Origin of the sequence: Rhodococcus sp. IEGM 1370 (assembly GCF_033142325.1) — a bacterium.
Classification (GTDB): domain Bacteria; phylum Actinomycetota; class Actinomycetes; order Mycobacteriales; family Mycobacteriaceae; genus Rhodococcoides.
In genome coordinates, this window is record NZ_JAWLRY010000005.1 from 161,870 (window position 1) to 186,818 (window position 24,949).

Annotated in this window: 22 protein-coding genes and 1 riboswitch; of the genes, 14 read left to right on the forward strand and 8 right to left on the reverse strand. The window is 66.0% G+C overall.

Going from position 1 to position 24,949, the window contains the following annotated elements; genetic code table 11:
• Nucleotides 1-10: 10 nt before the first annotated feature.
• The 6 genes from R4P47_RS10410 (at nucleotide 11) to R4P47_RS10435 (ending at nucleotide 7,269) form a co-directional block, all read left to right on the forward strand.
• Entirely contained in the window at nucleotides 11-1,003 is a 993-nt protein-coding gene (locus tag R4P47_RS10410; protein ID WP_317784716.1) for a YafY family protein, read from the forward strand.
• Nucleotides 1,000-1,995 carry a helix-turn-helix transcriptional regulator gene (locus tag R4P47_RS10415; RefSeq protein WP_269594109.1) on the forward strand — a complete coding sequence of 332 codons (996 nt, stop codon included), beginning with the start codon at nucleotides 1,000-1,002 and terminating at the stop codon, nucleotides 1,993-1,995. Before R4P47_RS10410 ends, R4P47_RS10415 begins: the two co-directional genes overlap by 4 nt.
• 86 nt (nucleotides 1,996-2,081) lie before the next feature.
• A complete protein-coding gene (gene tatA / locus R4P47_RS10420) occupies nucleotides 2,082-2,348 on the forward strand; it encodes a Sec-independent protein translocase subunit TatA (RefSeq protein WP_149405778.1) in 267 nt (88 codons plus the stop codon).
• 111 nt (nucleotides 2,349-2,459) lie between these two features.
• On the forward strand, nucleotides 2,460-3,431 hold the full coding sequence (gene tatC / locus R4P47_RS10425; RefSeq protein WP_317784717.1) for a twin-arginine translocase subunit TatC: 972 nt from the start codon (nucleotides 2,460-2,462) through the stop codon (nucleotides 3,429-3,431).
• 27 nt (nucleotides 3,432-3,458) lie between these two features.
• The gene (locus tag R4P47_RS10430) at nucleotides 3,459-6,233 is read left to right on the forward strand and encodes a DEAD/DEAH box helicase (protein ID WP_317547291.1); all 2,775 of its coding nucleotides are present in this window, start codon (nucleotides 3,459-3,461) and stop codon (nucleotides 6,231-6,233) included.
• Nucleotides 6,234-6,327: 94 nt separating this feature from the next.
• On the forward strand, nucleotides 6,328-7,269 hold the full coding sequence (locus R4P47_RS10435) for a DUF4333 domain-containing protein (protein WP_317784718.1): 942 nt from the start codon (nucleotides 6,328-6,330) through the stop codon (nucleotides 7,267-7,269).
• A 19-nt stretch (nucleotides 7,270-7,288) separates the two neighbouring features.
• Here the strand turns inward: R4P47_RS10435 and R4P47_RS10440 are convergent, their stop codons facing one another.
• Nucleotides 7,289-8,266 carry a 5'-3' exonuclease gene (locus R4P47_RS10440; protein ID WP_317784719.1) on the reverse strand — a complete coding sequence of 326 codons (978 nt, stop codon included), beginning with the start codon at nucleotides 8,264-8,266 and terminating at the stop codon, nucleotides 7,289-7,291.
• A gap of 27 nt (nucleotides 8,267-8,293) precedes the next feature.
• Here R4P47_RS10440 and R4P47_RS10445 point away from each other — a divergent pair, with 27 nt between their 5' ends.
• Both R4P47_RS10445 and R4P47_RS10450 read left to right on the forward strand, forming a co-directional pair.
• Nucleotides 8,294-9,436 (forward strand): Xaa-Pro peptidase family protein, encoded by a 1,143-nt coding sequence (locus R4P47_RS10445; protein WP_317784720.1) that lies wholly within the window; start codon nucleotides 8,294-8,296, stop codon nucleotides 9,434-9,436.
• A gap of 99 nt (nucleotides 9,437-9,535) precedes the next feature.
• Nucleotides 9,536-10,027, forward strand: coding sequence for a nucleotidyltransferase family protein (locus tag R4P47_RS10450; RefSeq protein ID WP_317784721.1), 492 nt, complete (start codon nucleotides 9,536-9,538; stop codon nucleotides 10,025-10,027).
• On the opposite strand, the gene R4P47_RS10455 is transcribed toward R4P47_RS10450, so the two are convergent.
• Complete coding sequence (locus tag R4P47_RS10455; RefSeq protein ID WP_317533137.1) at nucleotides 10,024-10,437, reverse strand: TIGR03618 family F420-dependent PPOX class oxidoreductase; 414 nt, start codon at nucleotides 10,435-10,437, stop codon at nucleotides 10,024-10,026. The two genes, R4P47_RS10450 and R4P47_RS10455, sit on opposite strands and share 4 nt — an antisense overlap.
• 45 nt (nucleotides 10,438-10,482) lie before the next feature.
• Between R4P47_RS10455 and R4P47_RS10460 the strand changes: the two genes are divergently transcribed.
• Genes R4P47_RS10460 through R4P47_RS10470 form a run of 3 tightly spaced genes read left to right on the forward strand, consistent with a single transcriptional unit; the run spans nucleotide 10,483 to nucleotide 13,198 of the window.
• Nucleotides 10,483-11,241 carry an SDR family NAD(P)-dependent oxidoreductase gene (locus tag R4P47_RS10460; protein ID WP_149405773.1) on the forward strand — a complete coding sequence of 253 codons (759 nt, stop codon included), beginning with the start codon at nucleotides 10,483-10,485 and terminating at the stop codon, nucleotides 11,239-11,241.
• Nucleotides 11,241-12,470 carry a precorrin-6y C5,15-methyltransferase (decarboxylating) subunit CbiE gene (cbiE, locus tag R4P47_RS10465; RefSeq protein ID WP_317784746.1) on the forward strand — a complete coding sequence of 410 codons (1,230 nt, stop codon included), beginning with the start codon at nucleotides 11,241-11,243 and terminating at the stop codon, nucleotides 12,468-12,470. Before R4P47_RS10460 ends, cbiE begins: the two co-directional genes overlap by 1 nt.
• The gene (locus tag R4P47_RS10470) at nucleotides 12,449-13,198 is read left to right on the forward strand and encodes a cobalt-precorrin-6A reductase (protein ID WP_411567317.1); all 750 of its coding nucleotides are present in this window, start codon (nucleotides 12,449-12,451) and stop codon (nucleotides 13,196-13,198) included. The genes cbiE and R4P47_RS10470 overlap by 22 nt, the downstream gene beginning before the upstream one ends.
• On the opposite strand, the gene cobJ is transcribed toward R4P47_RS10470, so the two are convergent.
• Genes cobJ through cobG form a run of 3 tightly spaced genes read right to left on the reverse strand, consistent with a single transcriptional unit; the run spans nucleotide 13,195 to nucleotide 16,496 of the window.
• Nucleotides 13,195-14,688 (reverse strand): precorrin-3B C(17)-methyltransferase, encoded by a 1,494-nt coding sequence (gene cobJ / locus R4P47_RS10475; RefSeq protein ID WP_317784723.1) that lies wholly within the window; start codon nucleotides 14,686-14,688, stop codon nucleotides 13,195-13,197. The genes R4P47_RS10470 and cobJ overlap by 4 nt on opposite strands.
• On the reverse strand, nucleotides 14,685-15,311 hold the full coding sequence (locus R4P47_RS10480; protein ID WP_068050694.1) for a precorrin-8X methylmutase: 627 nt from the start codon (nucleotides 15,309-15,311) through the stop codon (nucleotides 14,685-14,687). The genes cobJ and R4P47_RS10480 overlap by 4 nt, the downstream gene beginning before the upstream one ends.
• 54 nt (nucleotides 15,312-15,365) lie before the next feature.
• Entirely contained in the window at nucleotides 15,366-16,496 is a 1,131-nt protein-coding gene (cobG, locus tag R4P47_RS10485) for a precorrin-3B synthase (protein ID WP_317784724.1), read from the reverse strand.
• Nucleotides 16,497-16,578: 82 nt separating this feature from the next.
• Nucleotides 16,579-16,654, forward strand: a riboswitch (cobalamin riboswitch).
• 89 nt (nucleotides 16,655-16,743) lie between these two features.
• Here cobG and cobN point away from each other — a divergent pair.
• From cobN to R4P47_RS10500, 3 genes are all read left to right on the forward strand, one after another.
• A complete protein-coding gene (cobN, locus tag R4P47_RS10490) occupies nucleotides 16,744-20,349 on the forward strand; it encodes a cobaltochelatase subunit CobN (protein ID WP_317784725.1) in 3,606 nt (1,201 codons plus the stop codon).
• An 18-nt stretch (nucleotides 20,350-20,367) separates the two neighbouring features.
• Nucleotides 20,368-20,751, forward strand: coding sequence for a PPOX class F420-dependent oxidoreductase (locus tag R4P47_RS10495; protein ID WP_149405768.1), 384 nt, complete (start codon nucleotides 20,368-20,370; stop codon nucleotides 20,749-20,751).
• Nucleotides 20,752-20,833: 82 nt separating this feature from the next.
• A complete protein-coding gene (locus R4P47_RS10500) occupies nucleotides 20,834-21,259 on the forward strand; it encodes a VOC family protein (protein WP_149405767.1) in 426 nt (141 codons plus the stop codon).
• Between the two features lie 12 nt (nucleotides 21,260-21,271).
• Here the strand turns inward: R4P47_RS10500 and R4P47_RS10505 are convergent, their stop codons facing one another.
• From R4P47_RS10505 to R4P47_RS10515, 3 genes are read right to left on the reverse strand one after another with little or no spacing between them, the layout of a single operon-like run.
• A complete protein-coding gene (locus tag R4P47_RS10505; RefSeq protein ID WP_317784726.1) occupies nucleotides 21,272-22,639 on the reverse strand; it encodes a metallopeptidase TldD-related protein in 1,368 nt (455 codons plus the stop codon).
• A complete protein-coding gene (locus tag R4P47_RS10510; RefSeq protein ID WP_317784727.1) occupies nucleotides 22,636-24,162 on the reverse strand; it encodes a TldD/PmbA family protein in 1,527 nt (508 codons plus the stop codon). Before R4P47_RS10510 ends, R4P47_RS10505 begins: the two co-directional genes overlap by 4 nt.
• 11 nt (nucleotides 24,163-24,173) lie before the next feature.
• Complete coding sequence (locus tag R4P47_RS10515) at nucleotides 24,174-24,941, reverse strand: TSUP family transporter (protein ID WP_317784728.1); 768 nt, start codon at nucleotides 24,939-24,941, stop codon at nucleotides 24,174-24,176.
• Between the last annotated feature and the right edge of the window lie 8 nt (nucleotides 24,942-24,949).

A 24,949-nucleotide genomic window follows, 5' to 3' on the forward strand; every position in this document is an offset into this window, starting at 1 on the left:
CTCGACTGTCGTGGCCACCACCAAAGTCGAACGCCTGATGAACCTGGTCATCTGTCTGTTGTCGACACGTCAGTTTCTGACCGCGGAGTGGATCCGCGAGAGCGTTGCCGGTTACGACGACTCCACCAGCCACGAGGCATTCAGCCGGATGTTCGAGCGGGACAAGAACGAATTGCGTGACCTCGGAGTCCCGTTGGAGACCGGCACTGCCACCAGGTTCGGGGGCGTCGAGGGCTATCGCATCAACCGCGACGCATACGAACTGCCCGACATCGACCTCACCAGCGCGGAGTCGGCCGCCGTCGCGGTCGCCGTCAAACTGTGGGAATCACCGGAGCTCACCTCCGCGGCGCAGAGCGCGCTGCTCAAACTTCGAGCGGCAGGAATTCAGGTCGACCAGAACGAGTCCGCTGCGGCGGTGACCGCGGTTCCCGCACGCACCCGAGGCTCGGAACCTGCGCTGGGTGCCTTGCTGGCCGCGATCGACGACGGTAGATCGGTACGTTTCCAACACCGACCCTCGCTGACCGAGCCGTTCACCACCAGAACCGTCCAGCCGTGGGGTGTCGTGACGTTTCGCGGCCGCTGGTATCTGGTGGGACACGACGTGGATCGCAACGACACCCGCACGTTCCGCCTCTCCCGAATCGGCGACGACGTCAAACCGTTCGGCGCCGCGCAGAGCGTGCGCAAGCCCGACGGCATCGACCTGCAGGACATCGTCCGCCGAGTGGCGGGCACGTCCTCGGTGGCGGGCACGGCCCGGGTATGGCTGCACGACGGCAAGGCGCTGGAATTACGCAGGATGGGGACGGTGGTGGGTGTGCAGAGTCTCGGTGCCCGCAGCGGCACCGTCGTGGAGGTTCCCGTGCGGTCCTGGGACTGGATCTCGCGGTTGATAGCAGGTCACGGCGCGGATGCGGTGGTACTCGAACCCGCCGAACTGCGCGCCGACGTGATCTCGACACTGCGGACAGCGGCCGATGTGGAGAACGAGCGATGAGCGCGCGACTGTCGGTTCGGCTGGCCAGGTTGCTCAACATGGTGCCGTTCTTCATGGCCAATCCCGGGTTGAGCGCTGAGGAGGCCGCCCGGGAGCTGGGGGTGTCGACGGCGACGCTGATGGCCGATCTCAATCAGCTCTGGATGTGCGGTCTACCCGGCTACGGCCCGGGTGATCTCATCGATCTGTCGTTCTCCGAGGAGAGCATCGACGTGACGTTCTCGGCCGGCATCGATCGACCGCTGCGCCTGACGTCGACCGAGGCGACGGCCCTGTTGGTTGCGCTTCGATCTCTGACGTCGATGCCAGGGATGGTCGACCCGTCCGCTGCTCAGCGCGCCATCGCGAAGATCGAGACCGCGGCAGGATCGGCGGCGGCCAACGTGCCACTCTCGTCCGATCACGACGGCACGGATACGGAGGAGGGGCCGGTCCCTGCCACCGTCCGATCCGCATTGCGGCACCGGCACGCTCTGGAACTGACCTACTACTCCGCGTCGCGGGACGTCCTGACCGAGCGGACCGTGGACCCGATCAGGACGGTGGTCGTCGACGACAACAGCTATGTCCAGGCGTGGTGCCGAAGCGCCGAGGGTGTTCGGCTGTTCCGGTTCGACCGCATCGACTCGGCCACCGAACTCGACGAACCGGCCGCGCCGCCGGAATCGGTGCAGGACGAGGACGCCTTCGAAATCTTCAACGACGATCCCTCGCTGTCACAGGCGCGGCTGAAGGTCTCACCTGCATTCACCTGGATCCTGGACTACTACCCGATGACACAGGTCGCGGCGGATGCGGACGGGTCGATCGTGGTCACGATGCGATTCGCCACGCTGCAGTGGATGACACGGTTGACGTTGGGCTTCGGCGGCGGAGTCACGGTACTGGCACCTGAATCCTTGGTGAACTCCGTCCGCGACCGAGCACGTTCGGCCCTGGACGCGTACGCAGAGTTCGACGCCACCAGCGCGGACGGTCCCGTCGCCACATGAACACCGGGCAAACCCGGACCCGCCGCTGCCGAAGTCGGCACCCGTGGTCGGGTACGCTCGATTCATCTGATCTGTAGGAGGTTCACATGGGATTCACCAGTCCCTGGCACTGGGCCATCGTTGCGGTGGTCGTCATCATTCTGTTCGGTTCCAAGAAGCTGCCCGAGGCTGCTCGCGGACTCGGCCGGTCGTTGCGCATCTTCAAGAGCGAGGTGAAGGAGATGCAGAACGACGGCAAGTCCGACGCCGACACCGCTCCCGCTCAGCAGCCCGTCGCTCCCGCTCAGCTGCCCTCGCCCGCCCCGGTCGCGCAGCCGAACACCGAGACCCAGCACGACGCGAAGTCTGCCTGAGCGCACGGCCGCTCAGCACACCTTCGGTGCCAGTTCGGCACCGAAGGTTCACTGCTGTCGGTGACGGCTTCTCGCTGTCGTCCGACCGAAGAAGGCTGACCGTAGAACACCATGCGCATTCCGTTCGATCCGCGGCGAAGCAAGCGCCGAATCAATCCCGACGGCACCATGTCGTTGGTCGATCATCTGTACGAGCTGCGAACCCGGCTCCTGTGTTCGCTGGTAGCAGTCGCAGTGACGACTGCCTTCGGGTTCTTCTGGTACTCGCACACCATCTTCGGCGTCGAGAGCCTCGGCGACCTCCTACGGGGTCCCTACTGCACGCTCGACCCGAGTCTGCGTGCGAATCTGAGCAACGACGATCAGTGTCGTCTGCTCGCGACCGGACCGTTCGACCAGTTCCTGCTGCGGTTCAAGGTCGCGTTCACCGCCGGTGTCGTACTGGCCTGCCCCATCTGGCTGTATCAGATCTGGGCTTTCATCACCCCGGGCCTGTACGCCAACGAACGGCGACATGCGGTCTCGTTCGTCTCCGGAGCGGCTGCGCTGTTCGTCGCCGGAGCCGTCCTGGCCTACTTCGTGGTCGCCAAAGGCCTGCACTTCCTGCTCTCCATCGGCGACAACGTGCAGATCACCGCGCTGAGCGGTGATCAGTACTTCGGATTCCTGATCAACCTCCTCATCATCTTCGGCGTCAGCTTCGAGATTCCGTTGCTGGTCGTTGCCTTGAATTTCGTCGGCGTACTCACCTACGAGCGACTCAAGGCGTGGCGTCGAGGTCTCATCTTCGGATTGTTCGTCTTCGCGGCCATCGCGACTCCTGGCCAGGACCCGTTCTCCATGCTGGCCTTGGCCTTGGCGTTGACGGTGCTCTTCGAGATGGCAGTGCAGATTGCGCGAATTCACGACAAGCGTAAGTTGCGCAAGAGAAGAGACGAATGGGGTGATGTGTCAGATGACGAAGCAACGCGCATCGACGGCGCAAGTTCGATCGAATCACCGGATGCTGTCGCTCCGAGACCGCCGTCCAGCGGTCTCGGTACTGCGACCCGAGTACAGGCGCAGTACGACGACACGATCTGACATCGACCGGCCCGTAGGGTCGAAAGCATGACCGAGACGGTTCTCGATACGGGGACGAGCCCCCGACCCACCCAGCTGCAACGATTCTCCGCCGAGCTCGGCTTTCCCCTCGACCGGTTCCAGGTGGATGCCTGCACAGCCCTGGAGAACGGTCACGGGGTACTGGTCTGTGCCCCCACCGGTGCGGGCAAGACGGTCATCGGCGAATTCGCGGTGCACCTGGCGCTCGCCGCGGGACGTAAGTGCTTCTACACCACCCCGATCAAGGCGCTGAGCAACCAGAAGTTCGCGGAGCTGACCGCACGGTACGGGCGCGACACGGTCGGGCTGCTGACCGGAGATTCGTCGATCAACCCCGACGCGCCCATCGTCATCATGACGACCGAAGTGCTGCGCAACATGCTGTACGCATCCTCGGATGCATTGCGAGGACTCTCGCACGTCGTCATGGACGAGGTGCATTATCTCGCCGACCGTTTCCGTGGGGCGGTGTGGGAAGAAGTCATCCTGCACCTGTCCGACGACGTTCGACTGGTCAGCCTGTCGGCAACGGTGAGCAACGCCGAGGAGTTCGGTGCCTGGATGAGCACGGTTCGCGGTGACACCGCGGTCGTGGTGGACGAGAACCGTCCGGTGCCCCTGTCGCAGCACATCATGGTCGGCCGCCGACTGTTCGATCTGTTCGACACGCGAGCCCAGTCGGCCGACGGCAGTCAGAAGATCGTCGTCGATCGTGAACTCGTCCGACACGTCAAACAACGCCAGTCCCTCGACTCGATGGACCGCTGGCACGCGCCGCACAGCAGGGGCCGCGGCGGACGTTCGGGTGGCGGAGGTCGCGGTGGCGGTCAGGGCAGCGGCGCCAACAACAGACCACTGGCCAGACCCGATGTGATCGCCAAACTCGACGAAGAGGGTTTGCTCCCGGCCATCACATTCATCTTCAGCCGTGCCGGCTGCGACGGCGCGCTGACCCAGTGCATGCGTTCGCGGCTGGTGTTGACCACGCCCGAGCAGGCCGAGGAGATCCGGTACATCGTCGAGAAACACACCTCGGAGCTGCCGCGCGAGGACCTCGAAGTTCTGGGCTTCTGGGAGTGGCGCGACGCACTGGAACGGGGATTCGCCGCCCACCACGCCGGGATGCTGCCGGTCTTCCGGCACACCGTCGAGGAGTTGTTCGTCAAGGGTCTCGTCCGAGCGGTGTTCGCCACGGAGACCTTGGCTCTCGGGATCAACATGCCGGCCCGAACCGTCGTGCTGGAGAAGTTGGTCAAGTTCAACGGTGAGACACACGCCGAATTGACGCCGGGGGAGTACACCCAGCTGACCGGCCGGGCCGGACGCCGCGGCATCGACGTCGAAGGGCATGCCGTCGTGCTGTGGCAGCCCGGCACGGAGCCGACCGAGGTCGCGGGCCTGGCGTCGACGCGTACGTTCCCGCTGCGCAGTTCGTTCGCGCCGGCATACAACATGTCGATCAACCTCATCGAACAGTTCGGTGCGGCCGATTCGCGTCTGCTGCTCGAACGGTCCTTCGCGCAGTTCCAGGCGGACCGCTCCGTCGTCGGGATGGTTCGCGGTATCGAGAAGAACATGCAGACGTTGGAGGCACTCGGTGCACGCCTCGGTGGCCCCGAGGGCGAGTACTTCGAGTATGCGCGGCTGCGCGAGCGATTGAAGGATCGGGAGAAGACCCTCGAACGCCAGAGCAGGTCCGATCGGCGGGACAAGGCCGTCGATTCGCTGCGTGCCCTGCGCCGCGGCGACGTGATCTCGGTGCCGACCGGTCGCCGCAGCGGCCTTGCCGTGGTTCTCGAGCCCGATGACGACCGGGCCGATCCGCGTCCGCTGGTGCTGACCGAGGACAAGTGGGCCGGCCGGCTCTCGGCAGCGGACTTCCCATCGCCCGCAACGTCTCTGGGAACGATGCGACTGCCGCGGTTCGTCGACCACCGCACCGCGAAGACCCGACGCGATCTCGCGGCCGCCCTGGTCACCCGCGGAATTTCGCAACCGTCGGACCGTATCCGACGCAAGTCGACGGCAGCGGACGACAAGGAGCTCGCCACCCTTCGGCGAGCAATCCGCTCGCATCCGGTGCACGCTCGTCCCGACCGCGACGAGCTCGGTCGCACCGGTGAACGCTACAACCGGTTGGCGCGAGAGACCGAAACGATGCGCCAGAAGGTGTCGGCCACGACGAACTCCCTCGCCCGAACGTTCGACCGCATCCTGGCTTTGCTCGCCGACCGCGGTTACGTGACGGCAGGCAAGGATCCGAAGGTCACCGAGGACGGCGCCAGGCTGAGCCGAATCTATTCCGAGTCCGATCTGCTGGTTGCCGAATGCTTGCGCGGTGGCCTGTGGCAGGGGCTTTCTCCGGCAGAGTTGGCGGCTGTGGTCTCGGCGGTGGTCTACGAGTCCAGATCGGAGGGTGACATCACCCCGCACGGACCGACGGGTCCGATTCGGCACGCGCTGACCGAGACCGTCCGGGTGTGGCACGAGCTGCGGTCCGACGAGGTGCGACACAAGCTGCCGCCGACGAGAGAACCCGACATGGGCTTCGTGAAGGCGATCTACAAGTGGGCGTCGAACCATTCTTTGGTCGATGCGCTCGTCACCGCGGGTGACAACGGCAAAGCACTCTCGGGTGGAGACTTCGTGCGCTGGTGTCGGCAGGTGATCGACCTGTTGGACCAGGTTCGGCTCGCGGCCCCGGAGCCGGAACTGTCGCGAACTGCGGCGCGCGCGATCGCGGCCTTGCGCCGCGGCGTGGTCGCCGTAGATGCCGCATGACAGCACCGAATCGGACTGCCGGGTCGGTACAGCGGAGAGTCGTACGGGCGGGTTACTGTACCCCCGACGAATCCGAATTTTCAGTGGAGGCGAGATGAGCGGCCCTTACGGTCCGACCGATCCGGACAACAGCTGGTCGCGCACGCCCGATGAGCAGGACGGTGCCGCGAACGACACACCGGACACGCAGCCTGCTCCTTCCGCCGAGTCACAGACTCCGACGCCGTCGGCGTGGGGTCAGTACGGACAGCCGCAGGCCACGCCGCACGGCGAACCCGGTCAGAGCTACGGGCAGAACCCGCAACAACCCGGCGGCCAGTACCCGCAGGGGCAATATCCTCAGGGTCAGTACCCACAGGGTCAGTACCCACAGGGTCAGTACCCACAGGGGCAATATCCTCAGGGCCAGTACCCCCAGGGCCAGTACCCCCAAGGTCAGTACCCACCTGCCGCCTATCCGCAGGGGCAGTACCCCTCGGCCCCGAATGCACAGGGCGGCTACCCCCAGGGACAGAACCCCACCGCGCACTACCCCGCCGGTCAGCAGTACGGCGCGCCTGCATCGGGCGATGCGGCGTACCAGAATCCTTACGCACCACAGCAATTCGGTGGTGGGCAATACGGGCCGGGTCCGTACGGCCAGCAACCACAGCAGCCATGGAGTCCCAACCAGCAGTATCCGAACCAGCAGTATCCGAACCAGCAGGGGCCAGGGCAGGCCGGGGCTCGATCGAAGAAGCCCCTGATCATCGCGGGTGCCGTGGTAGCAGTGCTCGCCGTGATCGCTGTGGTGTCGTTCTTCGCTTTCGGTCGAACGACCACCCTCGATACTGCGGCGGCCGAGGAGGGTGTTCGCACGGTCGTCACCGAGTCCTACGGTGCGTCCGACGTCTCCGGTGTGTCCTGTCCCCAGGACATCGAGGTCGTGGCCCAGACCAGTGTCGAGTGCACCCTGACCGTCGACGGTGCGTTCAAGACCGTGACTCTGACCTTCCTCGACGACGACGCCAACTACGAAGTCTCCCTGCCCGAGTAGACCCGCTCAGGTCACACGATCAGGTCGTCGACGCCGTGGCCGCCATCGCAGCGACGAGGCGGGCCACGGCGTTCTCGATGCCGAGAGTCTCGGCGAGCGAGTTCAGCGTATCGACGTCGGCGGGCTCGGCGGGAATCTCGTCGGACTTCGACAGGACGACATCGGCGTCGGTGACGACTCGGACAACCGGTAGCGCCGCGTCCAGGTAGTCGTTCGCATTGGCCAGCTTCGCCCGGATGCCCTTGGCCATGTCCGACGACGGGTCGAGTGCAGCAGCGCGCAACGCTTCCACGGATTCGTACTGCAGCATCAGCGTCGACGCTGTCTTCTCCCCGATGCCCTTCACTCCGGGCAGACCGTCCGAGGCATCGCCGCGCAGCAAGGCGAGTTCCGCGTACGCCGCACCCGCACGATGGAGCGGCACCCCGTAACGCTCGGACACCACTGCGGGATCGAACAGTTCGGCCTTCGCCAGGCCGCGTCCCACGTACAGAACGCGCACCTCGTTCGGCTCGTCGGCGGCAACTTGAAGCAGGTCTCTGTCTCCGCTGACCACGACCACGGGGTCCTGACGCTCGCGCGCGGCCAGGGTTCCCAGTACGTCGTCGGCTTCCAGACCGTCTGCGCCTGCGGTCGCGATCCCCAACGCGGCGAGCACATCCATGATCATGTCCACCTGTGGTGTCAGTGTCTCCGGCACCTCTTCGCTCTCGGCGACCTCCGGCGCGGCCTCGGCAACACGATGCGCCTTGTAGGACGGCACGAGGTCGACGCGGAACTGTGGCCGCCAGTCCAGATCGAGACACACTGCAAGTCGGCCGGGTTCGGTGCGCGCAATCAACGCCGAGATCATGTCGAGGAAGCCGCGAACGGCATTGACGGGTCGCCCGTCGGGGGCCGTAATCGACTCGGGCAGTGCGTAGTAGGCCCTGAACCACAGGCTCGCGCCGTCAAGGAGCAGCAGCGGCGACTTTCCGGGGGCGGTCATGGGGCTCATCTTGCCGTACGGCACTAGCCTGGAGGTATGAGTGTCGATTCTTCGGTCAGTTCCTCACGTTTCTCCAGCGATGTCTACGCGTCCAGACTCGCCCGCGCGGCTCGCCTGACGTCGGATGCAGGCCTGGATGCCCTGCTGATCACCCCGGGGCCGGATCTGCAGTACCTGATCGGGTCGAAGGCCAGCTCGTTCGAGCGGCTCATCGCGCTGGTCGTTCCGGCGGACGGCAGCACCCCCACGGTCGTCGTTCCGCGGCTCGAGCTCGCCGCACTGGGCGATTCCGCAGCGCAGGAACTGTCTCTGACTCTCGTCGACTGGGTCGACGGTGTGGATCCGTACGCACTGGTGGCAGCAGCAGTTCCCGGCGGAACGAGAACAGCCGTTGCCGACGCCATGCCCGCCCTGCATTTCGTGCCGCTTGCGGGTGTCTTCGGCACGGTCCCGGTTCTGGCCACCGACGTGCTTCGCGAACTCCGAATGGTCAAGGATGCGGCCGAGATCGACGCGTTGCGGCGAGCCGGATATGCCATCGACCGCGTGCACGCCCGGATGGGCGAATGGCTTCGGGTGGGCCGAACGGAAGCGCAGATCGCCGCGGACATCGCTGCCGCGATCGTCGAAGAAGGCCACACTGCACCGGAATTCATCATCGTCGGTTCCGGGCCGCACGGTGCCGATCCACACCACGAGGTATCCGATCGAGTCGTCGAGGCAGGAGACATCGTGGTGATCGACATCGGCGGACCCTTCGCACCGGGATACAACTCCGACTCGACCCGCACATACAGTCTCGGCGAACCGTCGGCGGAGATCGCCGAGCAGTACGCGGTACTCGAGCGGGCGCAGCAGGCGGCTGTCGACGCGGTGGTGCCCGGTGTCACGGCGCAGTCCATCGACGCGGCCGCCCGCGACGTCCTGGTCGACGCCGGTCTCGGCGAGGCGTTTCTGCACCGCACCGGTCACGGGATCGGCCTGTCGGTACACGAGGAGCCGTACATCGTTGCGGGCAACGACATCACGCTGACCGAGGGGATGGCGTTCAGCATCGAGCCGGGAATCTATTTCCGCGGGCAGTGGGGTGCACGCATCGAAGACATTGTCGTGGTCACCGCAGACGGGTGCGAGTCGGTCAACCTCAGGCCTCACGCTCTGGCCGTCCTGCCGGTGTGACGCGTCCGGGCGAGGACGAGTTCGTCTCGGTCGTCAGGTCCAATCCGGCTGTCGCCGAAATACTGAGGCGCGCGCCGCAACTCGGGCTTCCCGGGTGGTATGACGGCAGGTGGCCTCTTCCAGACGGTCTGGAACCACCTGGACGGCCGGGACCTGTGTGCCGGCATCCGGGACTACGACTTCTTCTACTTCGACGACTCCGACCTGTCCTACGACGCGGAGAACGAGGTCATCGAGCGCGCGGCCTCGGTGTTCGACGACCTCGGGGTGGACGTCGAAGTGCGCAACGAGGCGCGCGTACACCTGTGGTACGAAAAACATTTCGGCACTCCGATCGCGCCGTACCGAAGTACCGAGGATGCGATCGATCACTTCGTGTCCACCACGTGCTGCTTCGGCATCACCACCGACCATGGCGGAACCGATGTCGTGTACGCACCGCACGGATTCGACGATCTCTTCGGGGGAATCGTGCGGCCGAACCCGCGCCTGCCGATGCGACACGTGTACGAGGCCAAGGCTGCCCGATGGACGACGGAGTGGCCGGACCTCGCGGTTCTGCCGTGGCCGACGGAGCCGGCGACGCGCTAGCGGTTCAGCAGGGAACGGCTACCCAATACACGCTGCACCTGTATCTCGATGACGACTCGGGTCGGGTTCTCTCTGGGTACGCGGTAGCGCTGCGCATAGCGGTTCTCCGCATCGACGACCGATTCACGGTCGTCTCGGACCGACGCGGGCCCTTCCAACGTCAGCCAGCGGGCGCCGTCGATCTGAGTGACAGCGGCGTAGGCACCGCGACCGGCGTTGATCGCCTTCTGTGACACGTCGTTGGTGATGACCCGAGCACACCGGGCCTCGGCGTCGTAGGTGAAGCCGACGGCGACGACGTGCGGGGTTCCGTCGGGTCGCAGTGTCGTCAGAGTGGCGAGGTGCCGCTCGGCAAGGAACTCGAATGCGTCGTCGGCGAGGGCAGTCGCGTCTGCGGGGATGGCGGCCATGCCCCGACTGTAGTGAATGCGATTTCATCGGCAAGACTGGTCGTCGTGAGCAGACGAGCAGAACCCGCGGCCGGAACGCTGTTGCTGTTGGGCGGGCGCAGCGAGATCGGACTCGAGGTCGCCACCCGACTCGCTTCGGGGCGAACCGTCGTACTGGCAGCTCGGCGCAGTACCGACCTCGATGCTCAGCAACGACGAGTGGAGCAGGCAGGCGCGGACGCCGTTCACACCGTCGAGTTCGACGCGAACGAGATGGACACTCACGCCGAGCTTCTGAGCCGGGTGGCCGAGCGATACGGCCCGATCGGGATCGTGGTGCTGGCGTTCGGGATCCTCGGGGATCAAGCGCGCGCCGAGGACGACGCGCAGCACGCTCTCGACGTCATCACCACCGACTTCCTGGCTCAGGTCTCGGTGCTGACGCACGCATCGAAGATCCTCCGAGCACAGGGGAGTGGCGACCTGGTCGTGTTCTCGTCGGTCGCGGGGGTTCGAGTGCGACGCGCCAACTACGTGTACGGATCCGCGAAGGCCGGTCTCGACGGCTTCGCCAGCGGACTGAGCGACGCACTGCACGGCAGCGGAGTGCATCTCCTGCTCGTTCGTCCCGGATTCGTTATCGGTTCGATGACCGAGGGGATGACCCCGGCACCCATGTCGAGTACGCCGGATCAGGTGGCCGACGGCGTCGTCGCTGCGCTGCGCACGCGTCGGGCCACCGTGTGGATCCCCGGCACGCTGCGACCGGTGTTCTTCGCCATGCGTCTACTGCCGCAGTGGCTCTGGCGCAGGATGCCGCGCTGATGGTGGCACCCGTGCCCACTCCGATCGTGGTCGTAGGAGTCGGTGCGGACGGCTGGGACGGACTGCCTCTCGCGTCGCGCAGGGCCGTCGAGCAAGCAGATGTGGTGTTCGGCTCCGCGCGCCAGGTCGCTGGAGTACAGGAGCACTGCAGCGAGACCAGGACATGGCCCAGTCCGTTGGTGCCGAATCTGCGGCCGATGATCGACGCCTGCACGGGTTCTCGCGTGTGCGTGCTGGCCAGCGGGGATCCGATGTTCCACGGCATCGGAGTGACGTTGGCGCGGGAGTTCGGTGCCGAGCGCTTGCGGGTGTACCCGGCCCCGTCTTCGGTGTCGTTGGCATGCGCTCGCTTGGGCTGGGCGCTCCACCACACCACGACGGTGTCGGTGGTGAACAGCCCGGCCGAGACGGTGTTGCCCGAGTTGGCCGACGGTCGTCGGATACTGGTGTTGAGCCGGGGCAGCAGCACTCCCGGTGAGATCGCGGTGATGTTGTCCGCCAACGGTTTCGGCGCGAGCGAGATGACGGTCCTCGAGCAGCTCGGCGGACCGGCCGAGCGCGTCGCCCGCGGGATCGCCGGAGAGTCGACGTTCGAAGGCGTCGATCCACTCAATGTCGTTGCACTGCTGTGCGTCCGGGATCCCGACGCTGCCCGCCACACCCGCATTCCCGGCCTGGCCGATTCCGCGTACACCGGAGACGGTCAGATGACCAAGCGGGAGGTTCGAGCACTGACGCTCAGCGCGTTGGCACCGGCACCCGGCGAGCTGTTGTGGGACATCGGGGGCGGATCGGGAACCATTGCCATCGAATGGATGCGGACCGACGAATCCTGTCGCGCAGTGACGTTCGAGAGTTCGCAGGTGCGCCGTGAGCAGATCGAGAGCAATGCACGGCTTCTGGGAGTTCCGAGCCTCGTGGTGCACGGCGGCGCCCCGGAGAGTTTCGCGGCGGTCTCGGACGCAGACGCTGTTCCCGACGCAGTGTTCATCGGTGGCGGGTTGACCGGTACCGACATGCTCGAGGCCTGCTGGGAGGCGGTGCGGAACGGTGGACGGTTGGTCGCGAATTCGGTGACAGCCGAATCGGATTCGTTGTTGCTGACCGCCGCGGCGAAGTACGGCGGCGAGCTCCGCAGGTTTCAGATCTATCGCGGCGAACCGCTGGGCACGTTCACGACGTGGAGACCGCAGCTGCCGGTCACGCAATGGAGTGTGACCAAACGGTGAAGGTCCTGATTCTCGGTGGTACGACGGAGTCGAGGGCACTCGCGGCCGCTCTGGACACGGTGCAGGGGATCGAGACGATCACCTCACTGGCCGGCCGGGTCGCCGAGCCGATATTGCCCGTCGGCGAGACTCGAATCGGCGGATTCGGAGGTCCGGATGCCCTTGCAGTGTGGCTGCGAGACAACGCAATCGACGTAGTGGTGGACGCGACGCACCCGTTCGCCTCCACCATCGCCGCACACGCTGAGCAGGCCACTCGGGCAACCTCGGTTGCACTCCTGGTGCTGACGCGGCCACCGTGGACCGCGGGCGAGGGTGATCGATGGACCTCGGTTGCCTCACTGCCCGACGCGGCGTCGGCGATCACCCCCGGCAGCCGGGTGTTCCTCACGACAGGCAGGCAGGGTGTTCACCATTTCGCGAGTGTCGATCACTCGTGGTTTCTGGTCCGGGCGATCGACCCTCCAACCGGTGCGGTGCCGCCGCACATAACGCTGCAACTGAGCCGTGGCCCCTTCGACGTCGACCACGAGTCGATGATGCTGGCAGAGAACCGAATAGACCTGCTGATCACCAAGAACAGCGGCGGCGACATGACGCGAGCCAAGCTCGATGCCGCCCGAGCGGCATCGATTCCGGTTCTCATGGTCGACCGTCCCACGCGAACCGGCTCGGCACCGACGGTGTTCGACGTCGCAGCCGCCGTCGACCGGTTGACGGATCGCTAAGAACTGCCTGCCGACGGATAACGCCTGGAGGTGAACACCTTCGGCCCGCTTCCCGTCTCGACCACCGTCGTCATCGACGATCCGATGATGAGCAGGCATCGCATGTCGATCGACTCCGGGTCGAGTTCGCCCAGCGCCACGGTGCGAACGGATTCCTGCGGGCTGCCCACCGCGCGTCCGATGATCACGGGGGTCTGTGGGGAACGATGCTCGAGCAGAATCTCTTTCGTTGCGGCAACCTGCCAGGTCCGCGACTTCGACGCGGGGTTGTAGATCGCGATCGCCATATCGGCTCCGGCGACCGCCGAGAGCCGCGCTGCGACGACGTTCCAGGGCTTGAGGCGGTCGGACAGAGAGATGACGGCGTAGTCGTGTCCGAGTGGTGCGCCCACCCGACTGGCGACGGCGTTGGCTGCCGTCATCCCGGGCACCACCCGCACCGGGACCGAGCTCCACTGCTTCTCGGCCGCGACCTCGATGACCGCGGTTGCCATCGCGAACACACCGGGATCGCCCGAGGAGACCACGGCGACGCGGCGGCCCTGTTTGGCGAGATCGAGAGCGAACGCCGCACGTTCCGACTCGACCTTGTTGTCGCTCGCGTGCCGGATCTGACCGGGGCGCTGCGGTACCCGATCGATGTAGGTGACATAGCCGACCAGATCGGTGGCGGCGGCGAGTTCGGCGCGCACTTCGTCCGTCGTCCATGCGTCGTCCCCGGGTCCGAGGCCGACGACCACCACTTCACCGGCGCAAGTACGTGTTTCGGTTCGATTCGAGGGACTCGGTACCACGATCATCGAGAAGTAGGGAACGTTGTCTGCGTCGACGGCGTCGAGCACCCGCTGCTCGGGTGTGCTGGCCCGTTCCACGTAGCGCGCTTCACTCAGCCGACCGGAACGTTCCAGGGCCTCGAGCACCGTCGGGTAGGTCCGGCCCAGTTTCATGATGACGGCCGCGTCGGTGCCGCGCAGTCGCCGAGTGAGCTCGTCTGCCGGGAGCGTGCCGGGCAACACGGTGAACACCTCGTCGCGCTCCACGAGCGGGGTGGCCAACGCAGCCGACGCGGCACTGACCGAGGTCACGCCCGGCACGATCTCGACCTCGAAGCGGTCGGCCAACCGCTTGTGCATGTGCATGTAGGAGCTGTAGAACAGCGGATCACCCTCGGCGAGAAGCACTACGGAGCGTCCCGCGTCCAGATGGGCCGCCAGCCGCGACGCGGCGGACTCGTAGAACTCGTCGATCGCACCCTGATATCCACCGGGGTGCGCCGTGGTCTCGGTGGTCACCGGATAGACCAGATGTTCCTCCAGTTGCCCGTCCCGCATGTACCCGGCTGCCAGGCCGCGCGAGATGCTGCGACCGTGCTGTGCACTGTGGAAGGCAACCACATCGGCCTCGGCGATCACGCGAGCGGCCTTGACGGTCAACAACTCCGGATCGCCGGGACCGACTCCGACTCCCCACAGTTTTCCGGTACCGGTCATTCTTGTTCGCTCGCAATGGCATTGACGGCGGCGACGGTGATGGGGCTGCCACCACGCCTACCGCGGACCACCAGGTACTCGACGCCGAGGCCCGCGGCGATCAGATCTTCCTTCGACTCCGCCGCCCCGATGAATCCGACCGGGCCGCCGACGATCGCTGCGGGTTTCGGTGCCCCTGCCTCCAGCATCTCCATCAGGTGGAACAGCGCGGTCGGAGCGTTTCCGATGGCGACGACGGCACCGCCGAGCTTGTCGCCCCACAACTCCAGGGCGGCAGCGGTTCTCGTGGTGTTCATACTTCGAGCCAAATCCGGTACCCGAGGATCGGACAGGGTGCACAGCACCTCGTTGTCGGCCGGAAGACGGCGACGAGTGATGCCGGCGGCGACCATGTTGGCGTCGCACAGAATCGGCGCGCCCGAGTTCAGTGCCGCGCGAGCGGAGGTCACGACTGCTGGGGTGTAGCCGATGGTCTCGGTCAGATCGATCTCTCCGACCGCGTGAATCATGCGCACGACGACCTGTGCGACGTCCGGTGCGAATCGAGACAGATCTGCTTCGGCTCGGATGGTCGCGAACGATTGTCGGTAGATCTCCGCGCCGTCGCGGACGTAGTCGTGCATGCGTGTCACGATAGGGGAGAGGGGCCCCTCAGCCGGAAGCCGGTCTGGGTCCCCTCACTCGACGCGGTAGCCGATTCCCGTTGCGATGACGTCGGTCACCTCGCCCTTGGGTCGTCCGCAACGCCGTTCGCACCCGGACCAGTGTTGCCGTTCGTCGCGCGGGGTCATCCGGGCATCGACCGCGGCGGAGAGGTCGGCTCGTACGTCGGCCAACGACTTCTGGCACCCCGGCGATCCGGTACATGCGCTCACTCGAATCCACGGCGATGCCGCGTCGAAGATCAGTCCCATCGGGGCGAGCACGCGGACGACCTGTTCGGCCGGTTCCTCGTCCAGATCACACACGATCAGCGATCGCCACGGGGTCATGATCAGCGGGCGGTCGATCGCCGCGAGGAACTCCGCGAGCCGCGCCCCGAGAACACCGTTGGCCAGTCCCGCCGCCAGCGCCACCAGGCCGTCGTCCTGATCGAGCCAACCGATCGGTGGCACCTCCACGGGTGCGGGCATCGGCAGGACAGGGCCGGCCGCGAGACCGAGTCGGTCGAGGATCCGGGCCGGGCCGTCGTCCATTTCGGCTACCCGCCACTGGGACTGCCGAAGTTCCACGAAGGCGCCCGCGCAGTTCAGCAGCATCGACACGACACTGTCGCGGTCCACGCGCACGCCACTGTCCCGGCCTGCCAACAGCAGTGCGTACGACCCGTCGGACTGAGCGTAGGCGCCGAAATCCGGTTCGAGTCCGCACAGGTCGCCCCGACCGTCGTCGAGCGCGAACAGCGTCCTACCCGGCAGGTGTGCCAGATCGGGTCGTGCACACAGGCCCTCGTCCAGCGCACCGACCAGCGCGCGCACGTCGGTGAGACCTCCCGCCCGGCCCGAGAGGGGAGACGCGAGGATATTGCGTACACGCTCGTGCGTCGAGGACGGAAGCAGCCCGGCGTCGGCCAACCTGCTCGCCAAGTCGTCCGGGTCCGACACCGCCCGCACCTGCATATTGCCCCGCGAGGTCAACTCCAACGTGCCGTCGCCCAGCTCGGCAGCGGCCTGCGCCAAGACCTGCATCTGCCCCGGCAACACGACGCCACCCGGCAGCCGGATTCGTGCCAGCGGCCCGTCCGCCGCCAGATGGGTCGTCAGTGCTCCTGGGCAGCCGTCGGGCACCGACCTCTCTGGCGAACTCATGGTCACCAGGCTACAAGCGCAACGGGTGGACCGATTCCCCGCTCGCCCCGGTAGCATTCGATGTCCACGGCTCCGGCCGAGAGGAAACCGGCGAGAATCCGGTACGGTCGCGCCACTGTGACGGCCTTCGATCCTTCGGGTCGGGGCTGGAGTCAGACCCTCTCGCCGACGAGTCGAAGAGCAGTTTCCACCGATCATTCGAACCACCGAAGTCAGGGGCGCGAAACCCCCGAGGAGGGCGTTACCCGTGTTCTTGTTGCTGTCCACATCGGACACCGATCTGCTCAGCGCCCGTGCGAGCGGAGCCGACTTCACCTGGGGCAACCCTTCCCGGTTGCTCGCCGCGGACATTCCGGCGATGGCCGAGTCGGCCGAGTTGATCATCGTGCGCATCCTGGGGTCGAGGCGATCGTGGGAGTCGGGCATCGACGCGGTTCTGGCCACCGGACTGCCGGTCGTCGTGCTCGGCGGTGAACAGGCACCCGACGCCGATCTGATGGAGATCTCGACGGTGCCTGCCAACGTCGCGGCGCAGGCACACAACTATCTGGCCGAGGGCGGATCGGACAATCTTCGTCAGCTGTACAACTTTCTCTCCGACACGGTGCTGCTGACCGGGCACGGTTTCGATGCACCACGGCACCTGCCTACCTGGGGCCACCTCGAACGAGTCTCCGCTCCGCAGTCCGCGGGGCCGACGGTCGCGATCCTGTACTACCGCGCCCAGCATCTGGCCGGAAACACCACGTACATCGATGCTCTCGCCACGGCTGTGGAGAACGCCGGGGCCACCGCGCTTCCGATCTACTGCGCCTCCCTGCGCACCGCGGAAGCCGATCTGCTCGAGACCCTGAAGTCGGCGGACGCCCTGATCGTGACCGTGCTCGCGGCCGGTGGCACCAAACCTGCCGGCGCGTCTGCCGGCGGCGACGACGAGGCCTGGGACGTCGCCGAGCTCGCCGCGCTCGATGTGCCGATTCTGCAAGGACTGTGCCTGACGAGTTCTCGCGCGACGTGGGCCGAGAACGACGACGGACTCTCCCCTCTGGACGTCGCCACGCAGGTCGCCGTTCCGGAGTTCGACGGTCGCCTCATCACGGTCCCGTTCTCGTTCAAGGAGATCGACGACGATGGCTTGACCACGTACGTCCCGGACCACGAGCGGGCCGCTCGAGTAGCAGGCATCGCAGTACGGCACGCGCGGCTGCGGCACATTAATGCCGCCGATCGCCGTATCGCCCTGATGTTCTCGGCCTATCCCACCAAGCATGCGCGGATCGGTAACGCCGTCGGCCTCGACACTCCGGCCAGCGCGATCGCGTTGATGTCCGAAATGCGCACCGCCGGCTACGACCTGGGTCCGCTCGACGGCCCGGATTCGGTGCCTGGTCTGGCTGCCCGCGACGGTGACGCCCTCATCCATGCGCTGATCGCCCGCGGCGGCCAGGATCCCAACTGGCTCACCGATGCCCAGCTCGAGGGCAATCCCATTCGTATCTCGGCCGCGCAGTACGGCCGGTGGTTCGAGAAGCTTCCCGCGGATCTGCGCGACGGCGTCGTCGAGCACTGGGGCCCGGCACCGGGTGATCTCTACGTTGATCGATCTGCCGATCCGGACGGTGAGATCGTCATCGCTGCAATGCAATTCGGCAACGTGGTGATCATGGTGCAACCGCCGCGCGGATTCGGCGAGAAGCCGGTTGCGATCTATCACGACCCGGACCTGCCGCCGAGCCATCACTATCTGGCGGCCTACCGGTGGATCTCGGCCACGCAGGCCGACGGCGGCTTCGGCGCGGACGCCATGGTGCACCTGGGTAAGCACGGCAACCTGGAATGGCTTCCGGGCAAGACACTCGGTATGTCCGCTTCCTGCGGAACCGATGCGGCTCTGGGAGATCTGCCGTTGATCTACCCGTTCCTCGTCAACGATCCGGGGGAGGGCACTCAGGCCAAGCGTCGAGCGCACGCCACCCTAGTCGATCACCTGATTCCGCCGATGGCGCGCGCGGAGAGCTACGGCGACATCTCCCGCCTCGAGCAACTTCTCGACGAGCACGCGAACATCTCGGCACTCGACCCGGCCAAGCTGCCCGCCATCCGCCAGCAGATCTGGACCCTGATGACGGCGGCGCAGATGCACAAGGACCTCGGGCTCGAGGAGCGCCCCGACGAAGAAGTGTTCGACGACATGCTGCTCAACGTCGACGGGTGGCTGTGCGAGATCAAGGACGTACAGATCCGCGACGGACTGCACATCCTGGGCCAGGAACCCGTCGGAGACGCCGAGGTCGAACTGGTGCTCGCGATGCTCCGAGCTCGGCAGATGTGGGGTGGAGAGCAGACGGTTCCCGGTCTGCGAGAAGCACTGGGGCTCAGCGAGGGCGGCGACGAGGACCGTACCCGCGTCGACAGCATCGAGGCCGTGGCCCACGGGTTGGTCGCGGCGATGCAGGCAGCGCAGTGGGATCCCGCAGCTGCCGCACGGGTCGCGGGCGAGCACGGCGGCGTGGTCACTCAGATTCTCGAGTTCGCCGCAGCCGAGGTCGTTCCGCGTCTGCGCGGGACCTCACGCGAGATCGCCCAGGTACTGCACGCTCTCGACGGCGGGTTCATCGCGGCCGGGCCGAGCGGTTCCCCGCTGCGCGGGCTGATCAACGTTCTCCCCACCGGCCGCAATTTCTACTCCGTCGACCCGAAGGCCGTGCCCTCGAAGTTGGCCTGGGAGACCGGGCAGGCGATGGCGGAATCACTTCTCGCTCGCTACCGCCAGGATCACGGCGAGTGGCCGAAATCCGTCGGACTGTCGGTGTGGGGAACCTCGGCCATGCGCACCTCCGGCGACGACATCGCAGAAGTGTTCGCCTTGCTGGGGGTCTCGCCGGTGTGGGACGAGGCATCGCGCAGGGTGACGCGGCTCGAGGTGATCGACCTCGTCGAGCTCGGCCGTCCCCGCATCGACGTGACGGTCCGGATCAGCGGCTTCTTCCGCGACGCGTTTCCCCACGTTCTCGCGTTGCTCGACGATGCGGTCCGGATGGTCGCCGCGTTGGACGAGCCGGCCGAGCAGAACTACGTGCGAGCGCATGCGCAGGCCGATCTGGCCGAGCACGGCGACGAACGACGTTCCACGACGCGCATTTTCGGATCGAAGCCGGGCACCTACGGTGCCGGGTTGCTCCAGCTGATCGACAGCAAGACCTGGCGCAGCGACGACGACCTGGCGCAGGTCTACACCACCTGGGGTGGCTTCGCGTACGGCCGCGGTCTCGACGGCGTTCCGGCCTCGGACGACATGCGCACCGCCTACAAGCGCATTGCCGTCGCCGCCAAGAACACCGACACGCGTGAGCACGACATCGCCGATTCCGACGACTACTTCCAGTACCACGGCGGCATGGTCGCGACCGTGCGCGCGTTGACCGGAAAGTCGCCCGAGGCGTACATCGGTGACAGCACACGGCCGGAATCGGTTCGTACGCGGACACTGTCGGAGGAAACCGCACGAGTCTTCCGCGCCCGGGTGGTGAACCCCAAGTGGCTCGACGCCATGCGCAGGCACGGCTACAAGGGCGCGTTCGAGATGGCGGCGACCGTGGACTACCTGTTCGGCTACGACGCGACGACCGACGTGGTTCAGGACTGGATGTACGAGAAGCTGGCCGAGACGTACGTGCTCGACGAGCAGAACAAGAAGTTCATGCAACAGTCCAATCCGTGGGCCCTGCACGGTATCGCGGAGCGACTGCTCGAGGCCGCGGAGCGAAAGATGTGGGCCGAGCCGAACAAGCAGGTTCTCGACGGCTTGCGCCAGGTGTATCTGGAAACCGAGGGCGAGCTCGAAGGGGAGTAGCGACGTACTCTGAGCGGTATGGCTGCCACCTTCGAAGACATTGCCAAGGGCAAGTACGTACTGCTGACGACGTTCAAGAAGGACGGCACCGGGGTACCGACCCCGCTGTGGGGTGCCCTCGACGGTGATCGGCTGCTGGTCTGGACGGTATCCGATTCGTGGAAGGTCAAACGGATTCGCCGCAACTCCGCAGTCACCCTGGCACCGTGCGACATGCGCGGCAATCCTCAGGGCGAGGCGATCGACGCCACCGCCGAGATCCTCGATGCCGACGGAACCGAGAAGGCCCGGGCAGCGATCGCTTCGAAGTACGGAATTCTCGGGTGGCTCACCGTCAAGGGCAGTGTGCTGCGCCGGGGCAAGAGCGGTTCCGTCGGACTGGCGATCACCGCCGCCAGGTAGCGAAAGTCGGCACCATCGCTCGTATGCGCAGTTCCGAATGCTTCGTGAGGCAGCTTCCCCTGCTGCCGGAATGGAGCACCACGTGCCTATCGCAGTGACCGATTACAACCATGTTCGCCTCACCGTCAGTGACATCGACCGGTCCCGGTCGTTCTACGACTCGGTGTTCGGCTTCGACGTCGCCTACGCCTGGGATCCCGACGCGGACGAAGAGACCAAGAAGGCCCTGTGGTTCCTCTTCGGCGGCGTCATCTACAAATTCGGCGGCGGGCTGCTCGGGCTGCGCCCGGTCGCACCGAAAGACGACACCTTCGGCGAGGACCGGTGCGGACTGGATCACCTCAGCTTCACCGTCGACACCCGAGCCGCACTCGAGGATGCCGTCAAGACGCTCGACGAGTTGGGCATTGCGCACGAAGGCATCAAGGACGCGGGCCCCGGCATGTCCATCGTGGAGTTCCGAGATCCCGACAACATCGCCCTCGAGCTGACCGGTCCCGACAAGTAGGTCCGACCGGCCCTACTGTGCCGCGCTGACCGACGACATGTGAAAGTCGGGAACGCGTAGCGGTGGCATAGCCGTGCGAGTGAACCAGTCCTTCCACTCGCGCGGCAGTGTCGCCTCGGTTGCGCCCGCCTCGGTGACGCGTCGCAGCAGATCCAGCGGGCTCTCGTTGAAGCGAAAGTTGTTCACCGCACCGGTGATTCGACCGTTCTCGATGGCATAGACGCCGTCTCTGGTCAGCCCGGTCAGCAACAGCGAGGTCGGATCGACCTCACGGATGTACCAGAGTGTCGTCAGGAGCAACCCGCGTTCGGTGTCGGCAACCATCTTGTCCAGACCGACGTCCGTTCCGCCCGTCAGAACGAGGTTCTCGCCCGGGACCGCGACGGGAGCTCCGAACTTCTGCGCCGTTGCACGTGGGTAGGCCAGGGCGGAGACCGATCCGTCGCGGATCCAGTCGACGCGCTCGATGTCCATGCCGTTGTCGAACACCGACACCGAATCACTCGACGACCCGGCCACCACGAACGGTGCGTACTCGAGTCCGGATGCGTGTGGATCGGAGTACAGGGTGAGCGGCAGGTCGGTGAGTTTCTCACCGACTCGCGTTCCACCTGCCCGCGAGAGTGCGGTGCGACCCTCCTGCGCTCCGCGGCCTTCCATGGTCCACATCAGGTAGATCATCAGGTCGGCCACCGCCGACGGGGGCAGCACAGTCTGATAGCGACCGGCGGGCCGTTCGACGGTGTTTCGGGCCCAGCCGAGCCGGGTGGACAGCTCCGCCAACATCGTCTCGGCCGACACGTTCTGGAAGTCGGTGGTTCCGGTCCCCACCCAGGCGCTCGCCCCGGATCGCTTTCCGTTGATCTCGACCGATCCGGTGGGCTGTGTGAAAGTACGACGCACCCCGGTCGAGGTTCCGAGCCAGACGTTGTCGACGGTGTGCTGCGCGAATCCGTACAGCGCGTCCTCACCATCGAATCCGACGTTCAATTCCGTTGCCAGCGAGCCGAACACGTCGATCGACGTATGTTGTGCTCGGCGGTCCCAGTCGTGCGGGTCCGAGACCGACGCGCGAGGCAGCAAGGGCATCGCGTCCTCGGCGGGCTCTGCCGATCGCGCCGCCGCCTCGCTCGCCCGAACCACTGCCTCGATGTCCTCCGGATCGACACTCGTCGACGACACGGTGCCGACTCGAACGACGTCGGCCTCTCGCACGATCGAGATCACTTCCCAGCGCCTGGAGGTGGCAATTCCGTTGGTGGTCATGGAGTTTCCGGCCCACCGCAGTGTTGCATCGCTGGAGTCGGTGACGATCACGATGGTGTCGTCGACACTCGCGCAGGCGAGTGCACGTTCGATCACGAGCTGCGGCGCGATCATCGACCTGCTTCCGATCGGGTGTTGAGGACGTTGACGCCGCGGAACAACGCGACGGGGCACCCGTGGCTGACGGCGGCCACCTGCCCGGGTTGGGCCTTGCCGCAGTTGAATGCGCCGCCGAGTCGCCACGTGGACGGTCCGCCGAGCAGTTCCATCGAGCCCCAGAATTCGGTGGTCGTCGCCTGGTACGCCACGTCACGCACCTGGCCGTCGAGCACGCCGTTGCGGATTCGGTAGAAGCGTTGGCCGGTGAACTGAAAGTTGTAGCGTTGCATGTCGATCGACCAGGATTTGTCTCCGACGACGTAGATGCCGTCCTCCACCTCGCCGATGACGTCGGCGGTGGATCGATCGACATCGGGGTCGGGCTGCAGCGATACGTTCGCCATCCGCTGGATCGGAACATGATGCGGAGAATCGGCGTACGAACATCCGTTGGACCGCTCGAGACCGAGTTTGGGGGCGAACACTCGATCGAGTTGGTAGCCGACCAGTGTGCCGTCGCGGACCAGGTCCCATCTCTGCGACGCCACTCCGTCGTCGTCCCAACCGATGCTGGCCAGGCCGTTGATCTCGGTCCGGTCGGCGGTGACGTGCATGATGGGCGATCCGTAGCGCAGCGTCCCCAACTGGTCCGGGGTCGCGAACGACGTGCCGGCGTAGGCGGCCTCGTAGCCGATGGCGCGATCGTATTCCGTTGCGTGCCCGATCGACTCGTGAATGGTGAGCCACAAATTGGTCGGATCGATCACCAGATCCGTCGAGCCTGCCACGACAGAGGGCGCCTTCACCTTCTCGGCCAACCAGTCCGGGATCCGGGCCAGCTCGTCGGCCCAGTCCCACGTGCTGTGCTCACCCAGGTATTCCCAGCCTCGTCCGACGGGTGGAGCGAGGGTGCGCATGGTCTCGAACGCACCGGCAGATCGATCCACCGTGGTGGCCTCGAATTGTGGATGCAGTCGCACCCGCTGCTGAGTGATGCTGCTGCCGGCCAGATCCGCGTAGAACGACTGCTCCTTGACCTGCAGAACCGAGGCGGTCACGTGATCGACGCCGTCCGACGCCGCCAGCCGGGAGGAGTACTCCGCCAGCAGTGCCACCTTCTCGGTGGTGGGTACCTCGAACGGATCGATGTCGTACTCCGACACCCACGTCGCGTTCGAGTACACCGGCTCGGCGGCGAGTTCGACGCGTTCGCGATTGAGTGCCCGTAGTGCGGTGGCCACCTCGACTGCTTTGCGCGCTGTCTCGGCCGCTGCGTCGGTACCGAGTTCGGCGTGCGATGCGAAACCCCAGGTGCCGTCGACCACGACCCGCACGGCGAGGCCGATCTCCCCGGCGTCGATTGCCGATTGAACCGAGCCGTCGCGCAGCGAGATCGACTGAGTCGTCAAGCGCTGCACGCGAACATCGGCATGCGTTGCCCCGGCGGATCGAGCCGTGCTCAGGGCGGCGTCCGCGAGGGCCTGCAGGGGCAGAGCCAGGAAGTCGGCGTCGACCGACCGATCCGATTGTCTCGTCACGTCTGAAGACGCTAGCCGAATTGTTGCCAGCCGAGTCGAACGACCATCCCCACGACCACGACCAGCAGGACGATTCTCACGAATCCGGCACCGCGGGCGACCGCCGTTCTTGACCCGAGGACGGCACCGAACACGTTGCACACCGCCATGACTGCTCCGAGTTGCCAGTAGACGCTGCCGGTGACGGCGAAGAAGGCGAGGGCACCGACATTGGACCCGACGTTGATCACCTTGGCCATCGCGGCGCTGCGCACGAACTCGGTGCCGAGCATCGTGGCGAAGACGATGATGAGGAACGTTCCGGTGCCGGGCCCGAGAATGCCGTCGTAGAAGCCGATTCCGGCGGCTGCACAACCGATGACGATCAGAACCTTGCGATGGGTCGGCGGCGACGGCGCCGCGGTCAGGCCGATGGTCGGACGGCAGGTGACCAGTACTGCCACACCCACGAGAACCACCATGATGATCGGGACGAACAGCTCGCGATCGATCAACGACACCGCAGCAGCGCCGGCCGCCGAGGTCACGGCGGCGAGGACGCCGGCCGGAACGAGCACCGCCCAATTCAGCGAAACCTTCCGTGCGAAGGTCACGACGGCGGCGACGGTACCGAATACGGCAGTCGCCTTGTTCGTCGCCAGCGCTGCCTGCTGCGTCAGCTGAGGTGCCACGAGAAGAATCGCCGGCAACAGGATGAGGCCACCTCCGCCCACCACTGCGTCGACCCAACCGGCGGCCGTGGCCGCGACCATCAGCAATCCCCAGTCGGCGGCAGTCATACGGCAAA

Bases quoted from the DNA above. Each gene is read 5' to 3' on its own strand.
- R4P47_RS10415 (WP_269594109.1), top strand. From the start codon at position 1,000: ATGAGCGCGCGACTGTCGGTTCGGCTGGCCAGGTTGCTCAACATGGTG.
- tatA (WP_149405778.1), top strand. From the start codon at position 2,082: ATGGGATTCACCAGTCCCTGGCACTGGGCCATCGTTGCGGTGGTCGTC.
- tatC (WP_317784717.1), top strand. From the start codon at position 2,460: ATGCGCATTCCGTTCGATCCGCGGCGAAGCAAGCGCCGAATCAATCCC.
- R4P47_RS10430 (WP_317547291.1), top strand. From the start codon at position 3,459: ATGACCGAGACGGTTCTCGATACGGGGACGAGCCCCCGACCCACCCAG.
- R4P47_RS10435 (WP_317784718.1), top strand. From the start codon at position 6,328: ATGAGCGGCCCTTACGGTCCGACCGATCCGGACAACAGCTGGTCGCGC.
- R4P47_RS10440 (WP_317784719.1), bottom strand. From the start codon at position 8,266: ATGAGCCCCATGACCGCCCCCGGAAAGTCGCCGCTGCTGCTCCTTGAC.
- R4P47_RS10445 (WP_317784720.1), top strand. From the start codon at position 8,294: ATGAGTGTCGATTCTTCGGTCAGTTCCTCACGTTTCTCCAGCGATGTC.
- R4P47_RS10450 (WP_317784721.1), top strand. From the start codon at position 9,536: ATGACGGCAGGTGGCCTCTTCCAGACGGTCTGGAACCACCTGGACGGC.
- R4P47_RS10455 (WP_317533137.1), bottom strand. From the start codon at position 10,437: ATGGCCGCCATCCCCGCAGACGCGACTGCCCTCGCCGACGACGCATTC.
- cbiE (WP_317784746.1), top strand. From the start codon at position 11,241: ATGGTGGCACCCGTGCCCACTCCGATCGTGGTCGTAGGAGTCGGTGCG.
- R4P47_RS10470 (WP_411567317.1), top strand. From the start codon at position 12,449: ATGGAGTGTGACCAAACGGTGAAGGTCCTGATTCTCGGTGGTACGACG.
- cobJ (WP_317784723.1), bottom strand. From the start codon at position 14,688: ATGACCGGTACCGGAAAACTGTGGGGAGTCGGAGTCGGTCCCGGCGAT.
- R4P47_RS10480 (WP_068050694.1), bottom strand. From the start codon at position 15,311: ATGCACGACTACGTCCGCGACGGCGCGGAGATCTACCGACAATCGTTC.
- cobG (WP_317784724.1), bottom strand. From the start codon at position 16,496: ATGAGTTCGCCAGAGAGGTCGGTGCCCGACGGCTGCCCAGGAGCACTG.
- R4P47_RS10495 (WP_149405768.1), top strand. From the start codon at position 20,368: ATGGCTGCCACCTTCGAAGACATTGCCAAGGGCAAGTACGTACTGCTG.
- R4P47_RS10505 (WP_317784726.1), bottom strand. From the start codon at position 22,639: ATGATCGCGCCGCAGCTCGTGATCGAACGTGCACTCGCCTGCGCGAGT.
- R4P47_RS10515 (WP_317784728.1), bottom strand. From the start codon at position 24,941: ATGACTGCCGCCGACTGGGGATTGCTGATGGTCGCGGCCACGGCCGCC.